This window comes from Bacillus sp. ISL-47 (assembly GCF_018613175.1).
Lineage (GTDB): Bacteria > Bacillota > Bacilli > Bacillales > Cytobacillaceae > Cytobacillus.
The window spans coordinates 36,215-52,920 of record NZ_JAGGQS010000026.1; the positions used below are offsets into that span (position 1 = coordinate 36,215).

The window sequence follows — 16,706 nt, forward strand, 5'->3', positions numbered from 1 at the left end:
AGTAATGAATGAATAAAGTAACTTTTAATCCTGTACATTCTCTAAAACAGACTGAAAACGCAAAGACCCATACATATACAACATTCGAAGCACAGCAGAGTTTTTCGTCGGTATTAAAGCAATCAATTGAAAAAATTAATGAAGCCCAAATCCAGTCAGATGTGATGACAGAAAAACTGGCAAGAGGAGAGAATATTGATCTCCATCAGGTAATGATTACTTCACAAAAAGCGAGCATCACCATGCAGGCTGCTCTTGAAGTTAGAAATAAAGTAATTGAAGCATATCAGGAAGCAATGAGAATGCAAGTTTAATAGAAACGCTGAAGCTGCAGCAGCTTCTCGGAAAGATTTAAGCCACGTAAATTGAAAAGCTGAATAAGTCCAATTTATGGGCTGGCTTTTCAATTTTTTAATGCGTTACATATGATTAAAGCTAAAAACTAGTGAGTTGCGGTTATTAGCTTAGACAGAATAACCGGGGGATTGTGATGAATGAGTCGTTTCAAAGATATGTAGTAAAAGTAAAAGAATATTGGGGCAGCAGAACAAAGAAGCAGAAAAATATATTTATCGGTTCCGCTATTTTCCTTATATTGCTGATTGCAGCCGCATCAATTCTGGCAACCAGGACAACCCTAGTTCCTTTATACAGCAATTTGACCCCATCTGAAACAGGCACAATCAAAGAGAGCCTTGATAGCAGAGGGATTCAATCAGAAATAACAGATGGCGGTACAACCATCAAAGTACCGGAAGAGGTAGTGGACACTCTAAAAGTTGAGCTTGCTGCCGAAGGAATTCCTAAATCAGGAAGCATTGATTATTCATTCTTCAGCCAAAATGCTGGAATCGGCATGACTGAAAATGAATTCAATGTTCTGAAACTGGATGCCATGCAAACGGAGCTTGCCAACCTGATGAAAGGCATTGATGGTGTCAACGATGCAAAAGTAATGATTAACCTTCCTGAAAAAGGGATTTTCGTAAATGACCTTTCTGAAGAGGCATCTGCATCCATCGTCCTTAATACCAAAGCAGGTTATCAATTTGAAGAATCACAGATTCAGGCGCTATATCACCTGGTGGCGAAAAGTATACCAAATCTTCCCACTGATAATATCGTCATTACGAACCAGTTTTTTGAGTACTTTGATTTAAAAAATAATCAAAATTCTTCACCTGGCAGCACGTTTGCTGCCCAGCATGAAATAAAGAAGGAAATTGAAAGAGATGTTCAGCGCCAAGTCCAGAATATGCTGGGCACCCTGATGGGGCAAGACAAAGTGGTAGTCTCAGTGACTGCCGATATTGATTTTACCCAAGAAAATAGAGAAGAAAACCTCGTTTCGCCAGTTGATGAAGAAAATATGGAGGGCATAGCAATCAGTGCCCAAAAAATTACTGAAACATTTACTGGCAATGGGGAAGCGGTTGGGGGTAATCCGCAAGGAGAAAGTCCGGCAGATTCACTCGGATCCGAATATCTGGAAGGGAACACCTCCAACGGTGATTACGAACGAATAGAAGAAACGATCAACAATGAAGTGAATAAGATTAGAAAAGAAATTGTGGAAAGTCCATACAAAGTAAGGGATTTGGGAATCCAGGTAATGGTTGAGCCGCCGAATGCGGATGATCCAGCCTCACTTCCACAGGAAAGAATCAATGATATTACACAAATTCTTGGTACTATTGTCCGCACGACTATTAATAAAGACGCGGCTGAAGCTGAATTAACAGATGAGGTGATTGAAGACAAAATTGTCGTCTCAGTCCAGCCGTTTAATGGCAAGGTAGAATTCCCGAACGAAGCTGTTCCTGTACTGCCATGGTGGATTTATGCTGTAGGAGGAATGCTGCTGTTAATAATCGCCCTATTAATTTTCCTATTTGTTAAAGCCAGAAAGAACCAGCGGCAGGAAGAGGGAGAGATGGCGGCAAAGGTACAGGAAACATTCAATGTTCCTGATGTAAATGAAGAACATGAAACAGAAAGTACAATGAGGCGAAAGCAGCTGGAAAAAATGGCAAAGGAAAAGCCTGAGGATTTTGCGAAATTGCTTCGCACATGGATTGCTGAAGACTAAGGAGGAATAAAAATTGCCAAAAAGAGATCAGAAAGAGTTAACAGGTAAACAAAAGGCGGCTATTCTTCTTATTTCACTTGGTCCTGATGTAGCGTCCTCCGTTTATAAACATTTAAGTGAAGAAGAAATTGAAAAATTAACACTTGAAATTTCAGGCGTACGCAAAGTTGATTCTTTTGCCAAAGAAGAGATTCTTGAAGAATTTCACCAAATTGCGCTGGCTCAGGATTATATATCACAGGGCGGGATAGGATATGCGAAAACAGTACTTGAAAAAGCCCTGGGAACAGAGCAGGCTTCAGCCATCATCAATAGGCTTACGTCTTCTCTGCAGGTCAGGCCGTTTGATTTTGCCAGAAAAGCAGATCCAGCTCAAATATTAAATTTTATACAGAATGAACATCCACAAACCATATCGTTAATTCTGTCTTACCTCGACCCGCCGCAGGCCGGGCAAATTTTATCAGAGCTGCCCCAGGAAATGCAGGCGGATATTGCCAGGAGGATTGCTGTAATGGATAGCACATCTCCTGAAATCATTAACGAGGTTGAACAAATTCTGGAACGAAAGCTTTCCTCAACTGTCACACAGGACTATACGCAAACAGGGGGCATCGAATCTGTTGTCGATGTGCTTAATGGGGTTGACCGCGCTACAGAGAGAACTATTTTGGATGCATTGGAAATTCAGGATCCTGAACTAGCTGAGGAGATCAAGAAAAGAATGTTTGTGTTTGAAGACATTGTTACGCTAGATAATCGGGCTATACAGCGTGTGATTCGCGATTGTGAGAGTGAAGATCTTATGCTTTCACTGAAGGTCTCCAGTGATGAAGTGAAAGAAATTGTCTTTAAAAATATGTCCTCAAGAATGGTTGAGACCTTTAAGGATGAAATGGAGTATATGGGTCCTGTAAGGCTAAGGGATGTTGAAGAGGCACAATCAAGAATTGTTGGTATTATCCGCAGATTGGAAGAATCAGGTGAAATCATCGTCGCCCGCGGCGGAGGAGATGATATTATTGTCTAGGTTAATAAAATCACTCTCCCCCAAGCCAGTCCAAGGGGAAAAGAAAGTTATCTCAATAAAAATACTGGATAATCATCAAAAAACACCAGATCAAGCTCAAGAGCAAAATTTTAGAAGAACAGATGAGCAAATCGAAGCAATGCTGCAAGCGGCACGCCAGGAAGCAGCAGACATAGTTGAGGCTGCCAGAGCAGAAGCCGAAAAAATCAACCACCATATCAATCAGCAAAGGGAAGAGCTTGAACATGAAAAACAAGCTGTCTTCGAGGAAGCCCGCCAACAGGGCTTTGCTGCTGGGGTTGATGAAGGAAGGCAAAGCGGATTTGAAGATTATAGGAGCCTGATTCAATCAGCTAAAGAGGTTGTTCATTCAGCAAAACAAGACTATCATCTCCATGTTGCATCGTCAGAACGGACGATATTGAATTTAGGTATGAAAGCTGCAGGAAGAATACTTGGTCAAGTTCTTGATCAAAATAGCGACCAATTTCTTTCCATTGTGAAAAAGGCGCTAAAAGAAGCAAGGGAATACAGCGAAATTCAGCTCCATGTAAATCCAGTCCATTACGAGCTGCTGCTGTCACACAAGGAAGAGCTGATTATGGTCTTTCCAAAAGAAACGGATTTATACATTTATCCAGATGAGGAACTCAGCCATACAAGCTGCATAATAGAATCTGCGAACGGAAGGATTGAAGCCAGCATAGATAGCCAGCTGGAGGAAATTAAAAGAAGGCTTTTCGAACTTCTGGAGAGTGAGGAGCAATGAAGCTGGATGAACTGCTCGATCAGATTGATAAAATTGATAGTTATAAGCGATTTGGGAGAGTAAAGAGAGTAGTAGGGTTAATGATTGAATCCCAAGGGCCCGAAAGCTCAGTTGGAGATGTTTGCTGTATCCATATTGGAAAGGACCGCACAAGAAAAATCCTAGCAGAGGTTGTCGGCTTTAAACATGAAAGTGTGATTCTCATGCCTTATACCGATGTTCAGGACATCTCTCCCGGCTGTCTGGTAGAAGCATCATCCAAGCCTCTTGAGGTTAAAGTCGGACCGGCTTTAATTGGTCAGGTTATTGATTCTCTGGGGCAGCCTCTCGATGGCTCCCAGCTACCAAAAGGCCTAACGTCTGTACTAACCGAGCAATCTCCGCCAAACCCGTTAAAAAGGCCTCCGATCTCAGAGCCTATTGAAGTTGGTGTGCGGATGATTGATAGTATGCTGACTGTAGGAAATGGCCAAAGAGTTGGGATTTTTGCAGGAAGCGGAGTAGGGAAAAGTACACTTCTCGGTATGATTGCCCGAAATACCAATGCTGATTTAAATGTTATAGCTCTAATTGGCGAACGGGGCAGAGAGGTCCGTGAATTTATCGAGAGGGATTTGGGGCCTGAAGGCTTGAGAAGATCGATCGTTGTGGTGGCTACCTCTGACCAGCCAGCACTCATGAGGATTAAGGGCGCCTATACAGCAACCGCCATTGCTGAGTATTTCAGGGATAAAGGCTTAAATGTCATGCTCATGATGGATTCAGTTACACGGGTGGCGATGGCACAGAGGGAGATTGGGCTTGCAGTCGGTGAACCGCCGACCACAAAGGGCTATACACCTTCCGTATTTGCTGTTCTCCCTAAGCTTCTGGAGAGAACGGGCACTAATGAATATGGTTCCATTACTGCATTTTATACTGTATTGGTTGACGGGGATGATATGAATGAGCCAATTGCAGATACAGTCAGGGGAATTCTCGATGGGCATTATGTTCTGGATCGGGCGCTTGCCAATAAAGGCCAGTACCCAGCCATAAATGTACTTAAAAGTGTAAGCAGGGTAATGAATCATATTGCAGATTCTGATCATATCAAATCAGCTGAAAAAGTCAGAGAATTGCTGAGCACCTATATAAATGCTGAGGATTTAATTAATATTGGCGCCTATAAGCGCGGGTCTTCCTTAGAAATCGATGAAGCAATCCGGTTATATCCTTCCATTATCTCTTTCTTAAAACAAGAAACACATGAAAAAATTTCTATCTTGGAAAGCGTCGGCCAACTGAAAGGAATAGCTGGAAAAGGAGTATAACAGATGCAGTATCAATTTAAATTCAATAAAATTCTTCATATTAAAGAAAGAGAAAAAGATCAGGCATTTGATGTATACAGGCAGGCAGTAAAGCGTTTTGAAGAAGCAGCAGGGAAATTATATGAGCTCCTTAAAAAGAAGGAAGATCTGGAAGCCTATCAGCAATCAAGGCTTTCGATAGGACTGCCAGTACAGGAAATCAGGCACCATCAGCATTTTGTAAATAGCCTGGAAAAAACAATTGATCACTATCAAAAAATGGTAGCCAATGCACGGAGCCAGATGAATTTTCAGCAAGAAAAACTAATGGAAAAGAATATTGAAGTAAAAAAATATGAAAAAATGAAAGAAAAAGATTTAGCCAGCTTCGTGGAAAACTTAAAACAAACAGAAGGCAGGCAAATGGATGATATCTCGATTCAGCTTTTTATGAACCGGGGAAATTAGGTGGTTAAATGGATAGAATGCCAGAAGAACAAGCATCTCAAAAAGCAAGTAAATTTCAATGGTTTTTATTCGCTTTCTTCATTCCGATTCTATTTGCTGTAACTGTAGCGCTCTTGGTTTTTACGTTATCAGGCAATAACGTCTTTGAAACGGCTAAGGAGTATGGCCAAAAGGTACCCTTACTTTCTTCTATTTTTAATGGAGAAAGCTCCAATTCAGAGGTTATGGAATCACAGCTTATTGAACTGGAAGCAGAAATCAAGGATCGTGAAGCAAGGATAACACAGCTGGAAAGCCAGCTTGACAGCAAAGAATTGGAAATTGAGAGAGCGGGGCTGGAAAAACAGCGCCTGGAACAGGAAATCGAAGAACTGACAGCTATCAAGGAAGAAAATAAACGGGCATTTAAAGATATAGTGAAAACCTATGAATCAATCTCTGCCAAAAAAGCAGCACCTATCCTGACAGAAATGAAGGATGAAGAAGCTGTAAAGATCTTATCAAATGTAAAGGCTGATACACTGGCTGCGATTATGGAGAAAATGGATCCTGAAGATGCAGCGCACTATACGGCACTGCTCACTGCAGCTAAAGAGAGTAACGTTCAAAATAATTGATAAACGCTGTTTTCGCAAAGTTCGAACCAATTTTAATCACTGAGTTGATTGGAGCGGAAGGCGCTAATCCCGCGAAAATGCTGCCGCATTTTCTTACAACGAGGTGTCCGTTCGGAGAAGCTTATTCAACGTCCTACGGGAGTAGCGTTCCAAGGGAGACCCCGCAGACTCGGGAGCGTCGAGGAGGCTCCCGGTAGCTCCGTGGTTCGCTGAGTGCCTCGTGCTGAAATCAACGGGCAGAGTTCTTAAGTAAAAACAACAATCTATACGAAAAGAGCAATTAAGAGGGGTGAAAGGGGGTGGAAAAGTGGAAATTGGCGGGTTAGGCATTATACATTCACAATTCTCTTCGGGAAATAAAGCTTCCTTTTCAGGAGAAAAGGCCAGCGGTTTTGCCAGTTTGTTTTCAACTTTGATAAGCGGCGGGGAAAGCATGGCTGCAAATTTGGCCGAAGAGGAAAGGTTGAGTGAGGAATTAGAAGAATTAAGTCAGTTTCTGGGGCTTATCGATTTATCCGAATTGAAAAATGGGCAGGAACTCATTGAACAAGCTGCACTGCAAACAGGTACAAATAATGTGAGTATAATAGCCGAACAATTAAACCTATCAATGGAAGAACTGCTTAGGGGGCTGGAAGGGTTTGCAGAGAACCTTAGCCCAAACATCAGATTAGAGAATGTATACGATGAAGCAATTGAGAGTAATTCTGCAGAGGTAAAGATTGATGCCCTGATTGCAAACATCTCATTGCTGGATGTACAGGAATTCAGCCTGATAAAAGGGAAGGAAGTTGGACAAATATTAAAAGCTTTAAAGCTTTTTGACATGCTCACAGCATATCAGGATTCTATCGGAAGCTCGAATAATTTAAAGGTTTTTTTGAAAGATGTCCAGGCAAAGCTTGAGGGACTATTAAAGAATAGGAAGGGTTCATTTGATAAAGCTGAAACGTTACAAAAAATTTTCACCCCGTTTATAGACGAAATAAGCCAGCATAAGCAAAAGAACTCTGCAGGACTTGAAAATACTGGAGATTCTTTTTCAAAAATACTGTCAAGATTTGATGGCGGGTTACAAGGACATATCCAAATCCAGCAATTTTCAAAGCCTGAACAACTTCTGATGATGCACCAGCAGGGAAAGGCTGTTACCGCAGACCAATTGATTCAGCAATTTGAAAGCATTTTATCGAAAAGTAGTTTCCTGAAAACGGGAGGCGCGCAAAAGCTTTTTATAAAGCTGAATCCAGCCCATCTTGGAGCCCTTCGTATTGAGCTAATCCAAAAGGATTCGACGATGATCGCGAGAATACTAACATCGACTGCATCTGCAAAGGAGATTTTGGATTCGCAATTAAATGGGCTTAAACAGGCTTTCAGTTTGCAAAACTTACAGGTAGAAAAAATTGAAATTTCACAGCAAATGACCCAGCAGGAGCGTGCATTTAATAAAGATCCACAGCATCAGGGACAGGGACAGCAGCAAAATCAAGAAAATAAAAACCCGCAGACTGAAAGCAAATTTAATAACTCGTTTGAAGAAGCACTTCTCAATACTGAAGTATAGGTGTGATAGGAAATGGCAAATACAATTGATTCATCTTTAATGCTATCAAACTATCAAAGCCAAAGTCGCAAGACAGGCTCGGATATTTTAGGCAAAGATGATTTTCTTAAGATACTAATGACACAGCTGCAAAATCAGGATCCGATGAATCCTATGCAGGATAAGGATTTTATTGCCCAAATGGCAACCTTTTCATCCCTGGAGCAAATGACTAATATGAATAAGACAATGGAAAAACTTGTGATGTTCCAGGAGCAAAATCAGCTGATGTCTTACAATCAATTTTTGGGCAAGAATGTAACCTGGCATAAACTGACTGAAACAAGTGATTCAAATCAGACTCCAAGCATTGAAGAAGGGAACGGAAGAATAGTTTCCATCCAGTTTAAAGATAATAGAGCAGTTTTTATACTGGAAGACGGAACAAAGCTGGAACCTGCAAATATTTCTCAGGTGAATGACTCGTAAAAAGATTAACCGGGATAAGGGGATATTTTCAAGCGGGGTGCTGAAGTAATAGTATTGGATCCTCACGGATAAACTTAATTCAATTAAACACAAGGAAGCGGTTGGATGGATAAATTTATGTTTCGTCCGATCCATACACAGCCAGTAATCACACAAAAGACAAATGGCGTCCATTCAGGAAAACAAACACAAAATCGTTTTTCAGTGCATTTGCAAACAGCCCTGGAGACTGACAGCAAGCTAATAGTCAGCAAACATGCCAGACAGAGGCTCCATCAAAGAGGAATACACATAACTAATGAACGGTGGCATCAAATCGAAACAAAGCTGCAGGAAGCCAAAAAGATGGGCGTAAAGGAATCACTTGTACTGCTAAAGGATGCGGCACTTATTGTCAGTGTAAAAAATAATACCGTGATTACGGCGATGGATCGTGAAGAAGCCGGGACGCAAATTTTCACAAATATCAATGGAACCATTATTTTGGACCAATAAATTTAAGGCTGGACCTTCACAGGAAGCCTAAGCTGCAGACTGACAGAAGCAGCAAAACGAGGGGAGCAACCAACTAATGCTACGTTCAATGTATTCAGGAATAAGCGGAATGAAAAACTTTCAAACAAAGCTTGATGTGATAGGCAATAATATTGCGAATGTGAATACTTTTGGGTATAAGAAAGGCCGAGTGACTTTTCAGGATATGGTGAGTCAGAGCATCTCTGGTGCAAGTGCCCCGACAACTGTAGCACCTCTTAAGGGTGGAGTAAACCCTAAGCAGGTCGGTCTTGGATCACAGTTATCGACAATTGATACGATCCACACACAAGGCAGTTTACAGACAACAGGAAGATCATTGGACCTTGCCATTTCAGGAGATGGATTTTTTGAAGTTGCAAATGGCAGTGGTGGATTAATAGTAGGAAGCACCTATACTCGTTCCGGAAACTTTTATCTTGATTCCGGTGGAGACATAGTAAACGCAGAAGGTAAGTATTTAGTAGGTGTGAAAACCATTGTGAATGGAGTAGTTACGGAAACGGAAGCACCGATTAATATTCCTACTGATTCAAAAAGCTTCAGCATTGGAAGTGACGGTACCATTTCATATGTTGATAAGGACGGAGAATTGCAGACTGCTGGACAAATAGCTATTACAAAGTTTTCAAATACCGGTGGTCTAGAAAAAGTAGGCAGCAATAATTACCAAGAAACAACAAATTCAGGCGAACCATTAAAAGGGATAGCAGAAGGTGATACGGGTGCAGGCTCTATCGTTGCCGGAGCCCTTGAAATGTCCAACGTGGACCTATCCGAAGAGTTCACTGAAATGATCACAGCCCAGCGCGGTTTCCAGGCTAACACAAGAATCATAACAACATCAGATGAAATCCTGCAGGAGCTTGTTAATTTAAAACGATAAGTTAAGGGAGGGACAGGGCTGAGAATAAAAATTTTTAGCCCTGATAAAGACATTGATTAAAGTATCTCGCCTGAACGGCAAAGGATTTATTTTAAATGCGTTGTACATAGAAATAGTAGAGTCTTTTCCAGATACGACAATTACGCTCGCAAACGGCAAGAAGTATGTTGTAAAGGAATCAGAAGATACGGTTTTGCAATTGATTATAAAATTCTATCAATCTGTCAATCTTCTGGGGCAACAGCTGGTGGAGGGAAATGAAAATGAAGAATAATAAGCTATTAATGATTATGTTAATTATGCTTGTTGCGATCACCCTGGTAGGAGCTATTGCCCTTGTGGTAGTGATGAAATTTACGGGGGATGAGGGAACTAAAGAGCCGACTATTGATGAAGTGCTTGAGGCTTCGGTGGATATTCCCCAGGTTACAGCGAACCTGGCAAGTGACGATTATATCAGGATCTCTTTCAAAATCCAGACTGAGAGCAAAAAAGCCAAAACGGAACTTGAAAAAAGAGATTTTCAGGTGAAAAATCTAATCATTCAGGAATTATCTGAAATGAAAGCTGAGGATATTCAGGGGAAACAAGGCCAAATCAAGCTGCAGGAAGATTTGAAAAACAAGATAAACGGCTTAATGCAAGAAGGAAAGATCGTTAAGGTGTACATTACCGAGTCTCTCCTCCAGTGATACCCAAATAAGAAACTGCAATTGACGGAGGTGAGGATTCATGTCGGGTGAGGTTTTATCACAAAGTGAAATCGATGCTCTTTTATCAGCACTATCAACAGGTGAAATGGATGCGGATGAGCTGAAAAAAGAGCAGTCAGAGAAAAAAGTAAAAGTATATGATTTTAAGAGAGCGTTAAGGTTTTCAAAGGATCAGATACGGAGTCTAACGAGAATACATGAGAATTTTGCCCGTCTCTTAACAACCTTTTTTTCAGCGCAGTTAAGAACCTATGTGCAAATTTCTGTCGCTTCTGCTGATCAGATACCATATGAGGAATTTATCCGGTCCATCCCCAAAATGACAATTCTGAATGTGTTTGAAGTTCCGCCTCTGAATGGAAGAATCCTTATGGAAATAAATCCGAACGTAGCCTATGCCATGATGGACAGGCTAATGGGCGGCAAAGGCTCAAGCATTAACAAAGTGGATAATTTAACAGAGATTGAAACAAAAATTATGTCGGCCACATTTGAAAGGGCTTTTGAAAATCTTAGGGAGGCTTGGAGCACAATAGCAGATATCGATCCGCTATTGGCTGACTTTGAAGTGAATCCGCAATTCCTGCAAATGGTATCGCCAAATGAAACAGTTGTGGTTATTTCGTTAAATACAACCATTGGGGAAACAAGCGGAATGATCAATATCTGTATTCCTCATGTTGTGCTCGAGCCCATTATTCCTAAGCTGTCCGTCCATTACTGGATGCAGACCGACAAAAAGGAAAGAGAGCCTGAAGTAATCGCCAAGATTGAACGGAACATACACAAAGCAGAAGTTCCTGTCATTTGTGAACTTGGAAGCTCAGATATAGCCATCCAGGACTTTTTATCCCTTGGTGTAGGTGACGTGATTGAATTAACTCAGGTGATAGACCAGCCTCTGATTATAAAAATTGGCGATATTCCGAAATTTTTGGGACAGCCTGGTAAAATGAACAAAAAATTAGCGATACAAATTTTGGATACCGTGAAAGGGGGAGATGGGGATAATGAGCGATGATATGCTTTCACAAGATGAAATTGATGCTCTCTTAAGGGGAGCCGATGATAATGAGGATGATTTAACAGGTTTTAAGGAGGAATTTTTTCAGACTGAAGATTACTTGTCCCATATGGAGCAGGATGCATTAGGAGAAATCGGCAACATCTCCTTTGGAAGTTCTGCTACGGCATTATCTACCTTACTAAATCAGAAAGTAGAAATTACAACACCAGCCGTTTCAATTGTCCTGCGCGGAAAATTATCCGAAGAGTTTCCGCATCCATATGTGGCGATCCAGGTGAATTATACGGAAGGATTCTACGGAAGCAATTTATTAGTGATTAAACAATCGGATGCGGCAATTATTGCAGATCTGATGCTTGGCGGAGATGGAACCAACCCGCCGGAGCTCATGGGAGAAATCCAATTAAGTGCGGTCCAGGAGGCCATGAATCAAATGATGGGGTCAGCAGCGACTTCGATGTCTACAATTTTCGGCAAAAAAGTAGATATCTCACCGCCTGCAATTGATATCCTTGACGTGCCTCAAGGAGAAGGCACAGAAAGATTGCCGTCTGAAGACATGCTTGTCAGGATCTCATTCCGGCTTAAAATCGGAAGTTTAATAGACTCGAATATCATGCAGCTTCTTCCACTCGATTTTGGAAAAAGTCTTGTAAACGAATTATTAAATCCGGTCCAGGCTCCAGAAAGTGAAGCATCAAGCACTTTGGCTGAAGAAGGGTTAATGCCCAAAACACAACCGGAAATACCCCAGCACCATCAAGGTTTTGAAAACCAGCCGGAGACACACGGAGGAAGCTATGGACTGACCTTTGCCCAAGCAGGAAATGCAGCAGGTCAGGCAACATACTCACAGCATGCTATGAATCAGGCCCCATATCCACAGCATCAGGCATCTGTGCCACAGGAAGCGCAGCATTCGAGCCCGCAGCACTTAGGAGGGGCATATCAGGTTGGTGAACAGCCGAATGTTCAGCCAGCGGTTTTCTCGAGTTTCGAACCATACCAGATGCAGGAAACTGGAACAAAAAATTTGGATATGCTTTTGGATATCCCGCTTCAGGTAACGGTTGAGCTTGGAAGAACAAAACGCTCGGTAAAGGAAATTCTTGAACTGGCTTCTGGATCAATTATTGAGCTGGACAAGCTTGCTGGTGAACCGGTAGACATACTGGTGAACAACCGGTTAATTGCCCAGGGCGAGGTAGTGGTCATTGATGAAAACTTCGGTGTCCGCGTTACAGATATTATCAGCCAGAGCGATCGTATTAAAAAACTCAGATAATTCATGGAGGTAGTAAAGAAATATGGCACACAAAATTTTAATTGTAGATGACGCAGCTTTCATGCGTATGATGATCAAAGATATTTTATCAAAGAATGGATACGAGGTAGTAGGCGAAGCTGCTGATGGTGCCCAAGCTGTTGAAAAGTACAAAGAAACTCAGCCGGATTTGGTCACAATGGACATTACAATGCCGGAGATGGATGGAATAACTGCATTGAAAGAAATAAAAAAAATAAATCCGAGTGCAAAAGTGATTATGTGTTCTGCAATGGGGCAGCAGGCAATGGTTATAGATGCAATCCAGGCTGGAGCAAAGGACTTTATCGTTAAACCATTCCAGGCAGATAGAGTACTGGAAGCGATCGGCAAGACATTGGGCTAGTGACTATTATTTTTAGAGGGTGCAAAATTGTGTTGAATGTAAGAAAAATGCTTGCTCTGCTGCTCCTTATATCAATTGTTCTGCTGGGCATACAGCCGCTGGCCCACGCAGAACAATTAAATAATAGTGTAAAGGAATGCATGGAAAATCCCAAGGAATGCGGAAAAGAAGGAATATCATCAAAAGAAGGCATGCCGGCACAGCAGGAAAGGGGAACTGTCGGCCTGACATTTTGGGACTTCTTTAAGATGATACTGGCAACAATTTTCACTGTGGGCCTTCTATATATCCTCCTAAGATTCATTAATAAGAAAAGCAAGGTATACAATCGTTCGCAGATTGTTGAAAATTTGGGCGGTACTGCTTTGGGTTCCAACAGATCTGTCCAGTTAATAAAGGTAGGCAACCGGATTCTTGTAGTGGGGGTAGGCGAGAATATACAGCTGTTAAAGGAAATTGACGATTCGGAAGAATACAGTCAGATCATCACAGAGCACAATGACAAAATGGAACAGCTCATCCGCCCAAGCGATATTGTGACAAAGGTGATGAAAAGAACAAGACAAACAAGTGACAGTGATCAAAACAACCCTAAATTCAGTGCGCTGCTCGGGCAGCAGCTTGATGAAATCAAAAAGGGCAGAAGAAAGCTGTTTGATGAGATAGAGAAGAAAGGGCCAGACGAACGATGAATGAATTTATGGAATTTTTCAATAGCAGTTCTCCAGAGGGTGTTTCAACCTCTGTAAAGCTGTTTTTATTGCTTACTGTCCTATCTCTTGCACCCAGTATTCTCATCTTAATGACCAGCTTTACAAGAATCGTAATTGTTCTTTCCTTTGTCAGAACGGCGCTTGCTACCCAGCAAATGCCACCGAACCAGGTTTTAATCGGATTGTCCATGTTCCTGACATTTTTTATCATGGCACCTACACTCCAGGAGGTAAATGAGCAGGCTCTAACACCATTATTTAATGAAGAAATTAATCTGGAAGAAGCGTATGAAAAAGCTTCCATGCCTTTTAAAGAGTTTATGAGCGGACATACGAGACAGAAGGATTTGGCTTTGTTTCTTGAATACTCCAAGGCAGAAGCTCCTACCTCCATTGAAGATATTCCCTTAACGGCCCTTGTGCCCGCTTTTGCCATTAGTGAGATTAAAACTGCTTTTCAAATCGGATTTATGATATTTATTCCGTTTCTTGTCATTGATATGGTGGTTGCGAGCGTCCTCATGTCAATGGGAATGATGATGCTTCCGCCAGTCATGATCTCATTGCCGTTTAAAATTCTGTTATTTGTGCTGGTAGACGGCTGGTATCTTGTAGTTAAATCTCTTTTACAAAGCTTTTAAGCAGGTGAACTTTCAAAATGACTCCAGAAACAGTAATATCCATTGCAGAAAGAGGGATTATCACCGTACTCTTAATTTGCGGCCCCTTGCTTATCCTGGCGCTTGTGGTCGGCTTGATCGTCAGTATTTTTCAGGCTACAACCCAAATACAGGAGCAGACATTGGCATTTATACCGAAGATCGTAGCAGTTCTTGTGGGTGTTGTTTTTTTTGGCCCCTGGATGCTTAGCCATATGCTTTCATACGCGAATGAAATTTTCTCCAATTTGACCAGGTTTGTAGGTTGATGGCATGTTAGATTTTTTGCCAGCTTTCCCTGCTTTTTTACTTATTTTTGTGAGGGTGACATCTTTCTTTTTGATGATGCCCCTTTTTTCATACCGATCCATACCTGCTTCACATAAAATAGGCCTTGGTTTCTTTCTGGCCTGGATTATGTTTTTGGGAATGGAAGTGCCATCACTTGAAATCAGCGGAACGTATTTTCTTTTGATTATAAAAGAAGCCTTGGTCGGGCTGATGATCGGTTTTATTGCTTATTTAATGCTTTCAGCCATCCAGATTGCTGGAGGATTCATTGATTTTCAGATGGGGTTTGCGATTGCGAATGTGATTGACCCGCAAACAGGTGCTCAAAGTCCGCTGATGGGACAGTATTTATATACAATTGCGTTATTCTTTTTATTGACGGTAAATGGCCACCACCTCATGCTGGATGGCGTATTTTACAGCTACAGTTTTATCCCGTTGGAGCTGCCCTGGATTCCCTTAGGAGACGAAAATATGGCTGAATATGTAATAAGGGCTTTAAATACCATGTTCATCATTGCTTTTCAAATGTCCATACCTGTTGTTGGAAGTCTTTTCCTTGTGGATGTTGCACTTGGGGTTGTAGCAAGAACGGTACCGCAGTTAAATGTATTCGTCGTGGGGCTTCCTTTGAAAATTGGTGTCAGCTTCATTATCCTCATCGCTGTCATGAGTGTATTGCTCTTTGCAGTATCTCAGCTCTTTGCAGCAATGCTGGATACGATGAGAGGACTAATGGATCTTATGGGAGGTTCATGATGATATGAAGTTATTGTTATCATTGGATCTGCAGTATTTTGCTGGAGAGAAAACAGAAAAAGCCACACCGAAAAAGAAGCAGGATTCCAGGAAAAAAGGGCAGGTTGCCAAAAGCCAGGATGTCAATACAGCATTTGTATTATTGGCTGTATTTCTTTTTCTCCTGTTTGCAGGCTCGTATTTGAAGGATATTATTCTCTATATTTTTATCCATTCATTTAACGATTATATGATGATGGAATTAACGGAAGCGAACATACAGGTTATTTTTCTTGATATTTTAAAAGAATTGGTGCTTTTCCTGGGGCCGATTATGCTGATTGCTATGGTTGCCGGTGTTGCAGCTAATTTCATGCAGGTCGGTGTCCTTTTTTCAACTGAAGCAATACAGCCAAAGCTTGAAAAGCTGGATCCGATCAAAGGCTTTAAACGTATTTTTTCTATGAGGGCCATTGTAGAACTCCTGAAGTCCATATTGAAAATTGCTTTTGTAGGAATGGCAGCATTTACTGTTTTATGGCTAAGGATAGATGAAATTCTTATTCTCTCTCAAAAATCAGTGGGGGCGGCGATGGGTACGATTGCCAGCCTGACAGTCCAGATGGGATTAATAGCATCCGCTGCCCTTTTGTTTTTGTCGGTACTGGATTATCTCTATCAGAAATATGACTTTGAAAAAAACATCCGCATGTCCAAACAGGATGTGAAAGATGAGTACAAAAATATTGAGGGAGATCCCCTTATAAAGTCTAAGATTAAACAAAGACAGCGGGAAATGGCGATGAGAAGAATGATGCAGGAGGTTCCAAAAGCGGATGTTGTCATCACCAACCCAACCCATTATGCCATTGCCCTAACTTATGATGAAAGAAAGAGCGACGCACCCATTGTGGTAGCAAAAGGGGTAGACTTTGTTGCACAAAAGATTAAATTAATTGCAAAAGAACACGATGTGATCGCAGTTGAAAACAGGCCGCTTGCAAGATCGCTATACAGCCAGGCGGAGATAGGGGATGCAATCCCGGAAGAGTTTTTCAAAGCGGTCGCTGAGATTCTTGCTTATGTATACAGAACAAAAAACAAAATTTGATTCTAGTAAATAAACCAAATCCCATAGGCATCTTTAAGTGATAGCTTGTCTTTGGAAGCATGAA

General features: G+C 41.5%; 21 protein-coding genes. All 21 read left to right on the forward strand.

Annotated elements, in window-relative coordinates; all coding sequences use genetic code 11:
• The first annotated feature begins 8 nt into the window (after positions 1 to 8).
• Positions 9 to 314 carry a flagellar hook-basal body complex protein FliE gene (gene fliE, locus J7I93_RS10200; RefSeq protein WP_214725762.1) on the forward strand — a complete coding sequence of 102 codons (306 nt, stop codon included), beginning with the start codon at positions 9 to 11 and terminating at the stop codon, positions 312 to 314.
• Between the two features lie 176 nt (positions 315 to 490).
• Positions 491 to 2,089 carry a flagellar basal-body MS-ring/collar protein FliF gene (gene fliF, locus J7I93_RS10205; RefSeq protein ID WP_214725763.1) on the forward strand — a complete coding sequence of 533 codons (1,599 nt, stop codon included), beginning with the start codon at positions 491 to 493 and terminating at the stop codon, positions 2,087 to 2,089.
• 13 nt (positions 2,090 to 2,102) lie between these two features.
• A complete protein-coding gene (gene fliG, locus J7I93_RS10210) occupies positions 2,103 to 3,119 on the forward strand; it encodes a flagellar motor switch protein FliG (RefSeq protein WP_214725764.1) in 1,017 nt (338 codons plus the stop codon).
• Positions 3,103 to 3,888 (forward strand): flagellar assembly protein FliH, encoded by a 786-nt coding sequence (gene fliH, locus J7I93_RS10215; RefSeq protein WP_214725765.1) that lies wholly within the window; start codon positions 3,103 to 3,105, stop codon positions 3,886 to 3,888. The genes fliG and fliH overlap by 17 nt, the downstream gene beginning before the upstream one ends.
• The gene (gene fliI / locus J7I93_RS10220) at positions 3,885 to 5,201 is read left to right on the forward strand and encodes a flagellar protein export ATPase FliI (protein WP_214725766.1); all 1,317 of its coding nucleotides are present in this window, start codon (positions 3,885 to 3,887) and stop codon (positions 5,199 to 5,201) included. The genes fliH and fliI overlap by 4 nt, the downstream gene beginning before the upstream one ends.
• 3 nt (positions 5,202 to 5,204) lie before the next feature.
• Entirely contained in the window at positions 5,205 to 5,648 is a 444-nt protein-coding gene (gene fliJ, locus J7I93_RS10225) for a flagellar export protein FliJ (RefSeq protein ID WP_214725767.1), read from the forward strand.
• An 8-nt stretch (positions 5,649 to 5,656) separates the two neighbouring features.
• Entirely contained in the window at positions 5,657 to 6,265 is a 609-nt protein-coding gene (locus J7I93_RS10230; RefSeq protein ID WP_214725768.1) for a MotE family protein, read from the forward strand.
• 307 nt (positions 6,266 to 6,572) lie between these two features.
• The gene (locus J7I93_RS25525; RefSeq protein WP_214725769.1) at positions 6,573 to 7,832 is read left to right on the forward strand and encodes a flagellar hook-length control protein FliK; all 1,260 of its coding nucleotides are present in this window, start codon (positions 6,573 to 6,575) and stop codon (positions 7,830 to 7,832) included.
• A gap of 12 nt (positions 7,833 to 7,844) precedes the next feature.
• Entirely contained in the window at positions 7,845 to 8,300 is a 456-nt protein-coding gene (gene flgD / locus J7I93_RS10240; protein WP_214725770.1) for a flagellar hook assembly protein FlgD, read from the forward strand.
• 105 nt (positions 8,301 to 8,405) lie between these two features.
• Positions 8,406 to 8,795 carry a TIGR02530 family flagellar biosynthesis protein gene (locus J7I93_RS10245; protein ID WP_214725771.1) on the forward strand — a complete coding sequence of 130 codons (390 nt, stop codon included), beginning with the start codon at positions 8,406 to 8,408 and terminating at the stop codon, positions 8,793 to 8,795.
• Between the two features lie 76 nt (positions 8,796 to 8,871).
• On the forward strand, positions 8,872 to 9,720 hold the full coding sequence (gene flgG, locus J7I93_RS10250; protein WP_214725772.1) for a flagellar basal body rod protein FlgG: 849 nt from the start codon (positions 8,872 to 8,874) through the stop codon (positions 9,718 to 9,720).
• A gap of 52 nt (positions 9,721 to 9,772) precedes the next feature.
• Positions 9,773 to 9,994, forward strand: a complete 222-nt coding sequence (locus tag J7I93_RS10255) for a flagellar FlbD family protein (protein ID WP_214725773.1) — start codon at positions 9,773 to 9,775, stop codon at positions 9,992 to 9,994.
• Positions 9,984 to 10,412: a flagellar basal body-associated protein FliL gene (fliL, locus tag J7I93_RS10260; protein ID WP_214725774.1), complete on the forward strand. Its 429-nt coding sequence runs from the start codon at positions 9,984 to 9,986 to the stop codon at positions 10,410 to 10,412. Before J7I93_RS10255 ends, fliL begins: the two co-directional genes overlap by 11 nt.
• A 40-nt stretch (positions 10,413 to 10,452) precedes the next feature.
• Positions 10,453 to 11,454, forward strand: coding sequence for a flagellar motor switch protein FliM (fliM, locus tag J7I93_RS10265; protein WP_214725775.1), 1,002 nt, complete (start codon positions 10,453 to 10,455; stop codon positions 11,452 to 11,454).
• Positions 11,441 to 12,745: a flagellar motor switch phosphatase FliY gene (fliY, locus tag J7I93_RS10270; RefSeq protein WP_214725818.1), complete on the forward strand. Its 1,305-nt coding sequence runs from the start codon at positions 11,441 to 11,443 to the stop codon at positions 12,743 to 12,745. Before fliM ends, fliY begins: the two co-directional genes overlap by 14 nt.
• Before the next feature lie 22 nt (positions 12,746 to 12,767).
• The gene (locus tag J7I93_RS10275) at positions 12,768 to 13,130 is read left to right on the forward strand and encodes a chemotaxis protein CheY (protein WP_053436464.1); all 363 of its coding nucleotides are present in this window, start codon (positions 12,768 to 12,770) and stop codon (positions 13,128 to 13,130) included.
• Positions 13,131 to 13,159: 29 nt separating this feature from the next.
• Positions 13,160 to 13,822, forward strand: coding sequence for a flagellar biosynthetic protein FliO (locus J7I93_RS10280; protein ID WP_214988124.1), 663 nt, complete (start codon positions 13,160 to 13,162; stop codon positions 13,820 to 13,822).
• Positions 13,819 to 14,484: a flagellar type III secretion system pore protein FliP gene (gene fliP / locus J7I93_RS10285; protein ID WP_214725776.1), complete on the forward strand. Its 666-nt coding sequence runs from the start codon at positions 13,819 to 13,821 to the stop codon at positions 14,482 to 14,484. The genes J7I93_RS10280 and fliP overlap by 4 nt, the downstream gene beginning before the upstream one ends.
• Positions 14,485 to 14,501: 17 nt before the next feature.
• Complete coding sequence (gene fliQ, locus J7I93_RS10290; RefSeq protein ID WP_110065678.1) at positions 14,502 to 14,771, forward strand: flagellar biosynthesis protein FliQ; 270 nt, start codon at positions 14,502 to 14,504, stop codon at positions 14,769 to 14,771.
• A gap of 4 nt (positions 14,772 to 14,775) precedes the next feature.
• Positions 14,776 to 15,552, forward strand: a complete 777-nt coding sequence (gene fliR, locus J7I93_RS10295; protein ID WP_214725777.1) for a flagellar biosynthetic protein FliR — start codon at positions 14,776 to 14,778, stop codon at positions 15,550 to 15,552.
• A gap of 4 nt (positions 15,553 to 15,556) precedes the next feature.
• On the forward strand, positions 15,557 to 16,642 hold the full coding sequence (flhB, locus tag J7I93_RS10300) for a flagellar biosynthesis protein FlhB (RefSeq protein WP_214725778.1): 1,086 nt from the start codon (positions 15,557 to 15,559) through the stop codon (positions 16,640 to 16,642).
• The last annotated feature ends 64 nt before the right edge of the window (positions 16,643 to 16,706 follow it).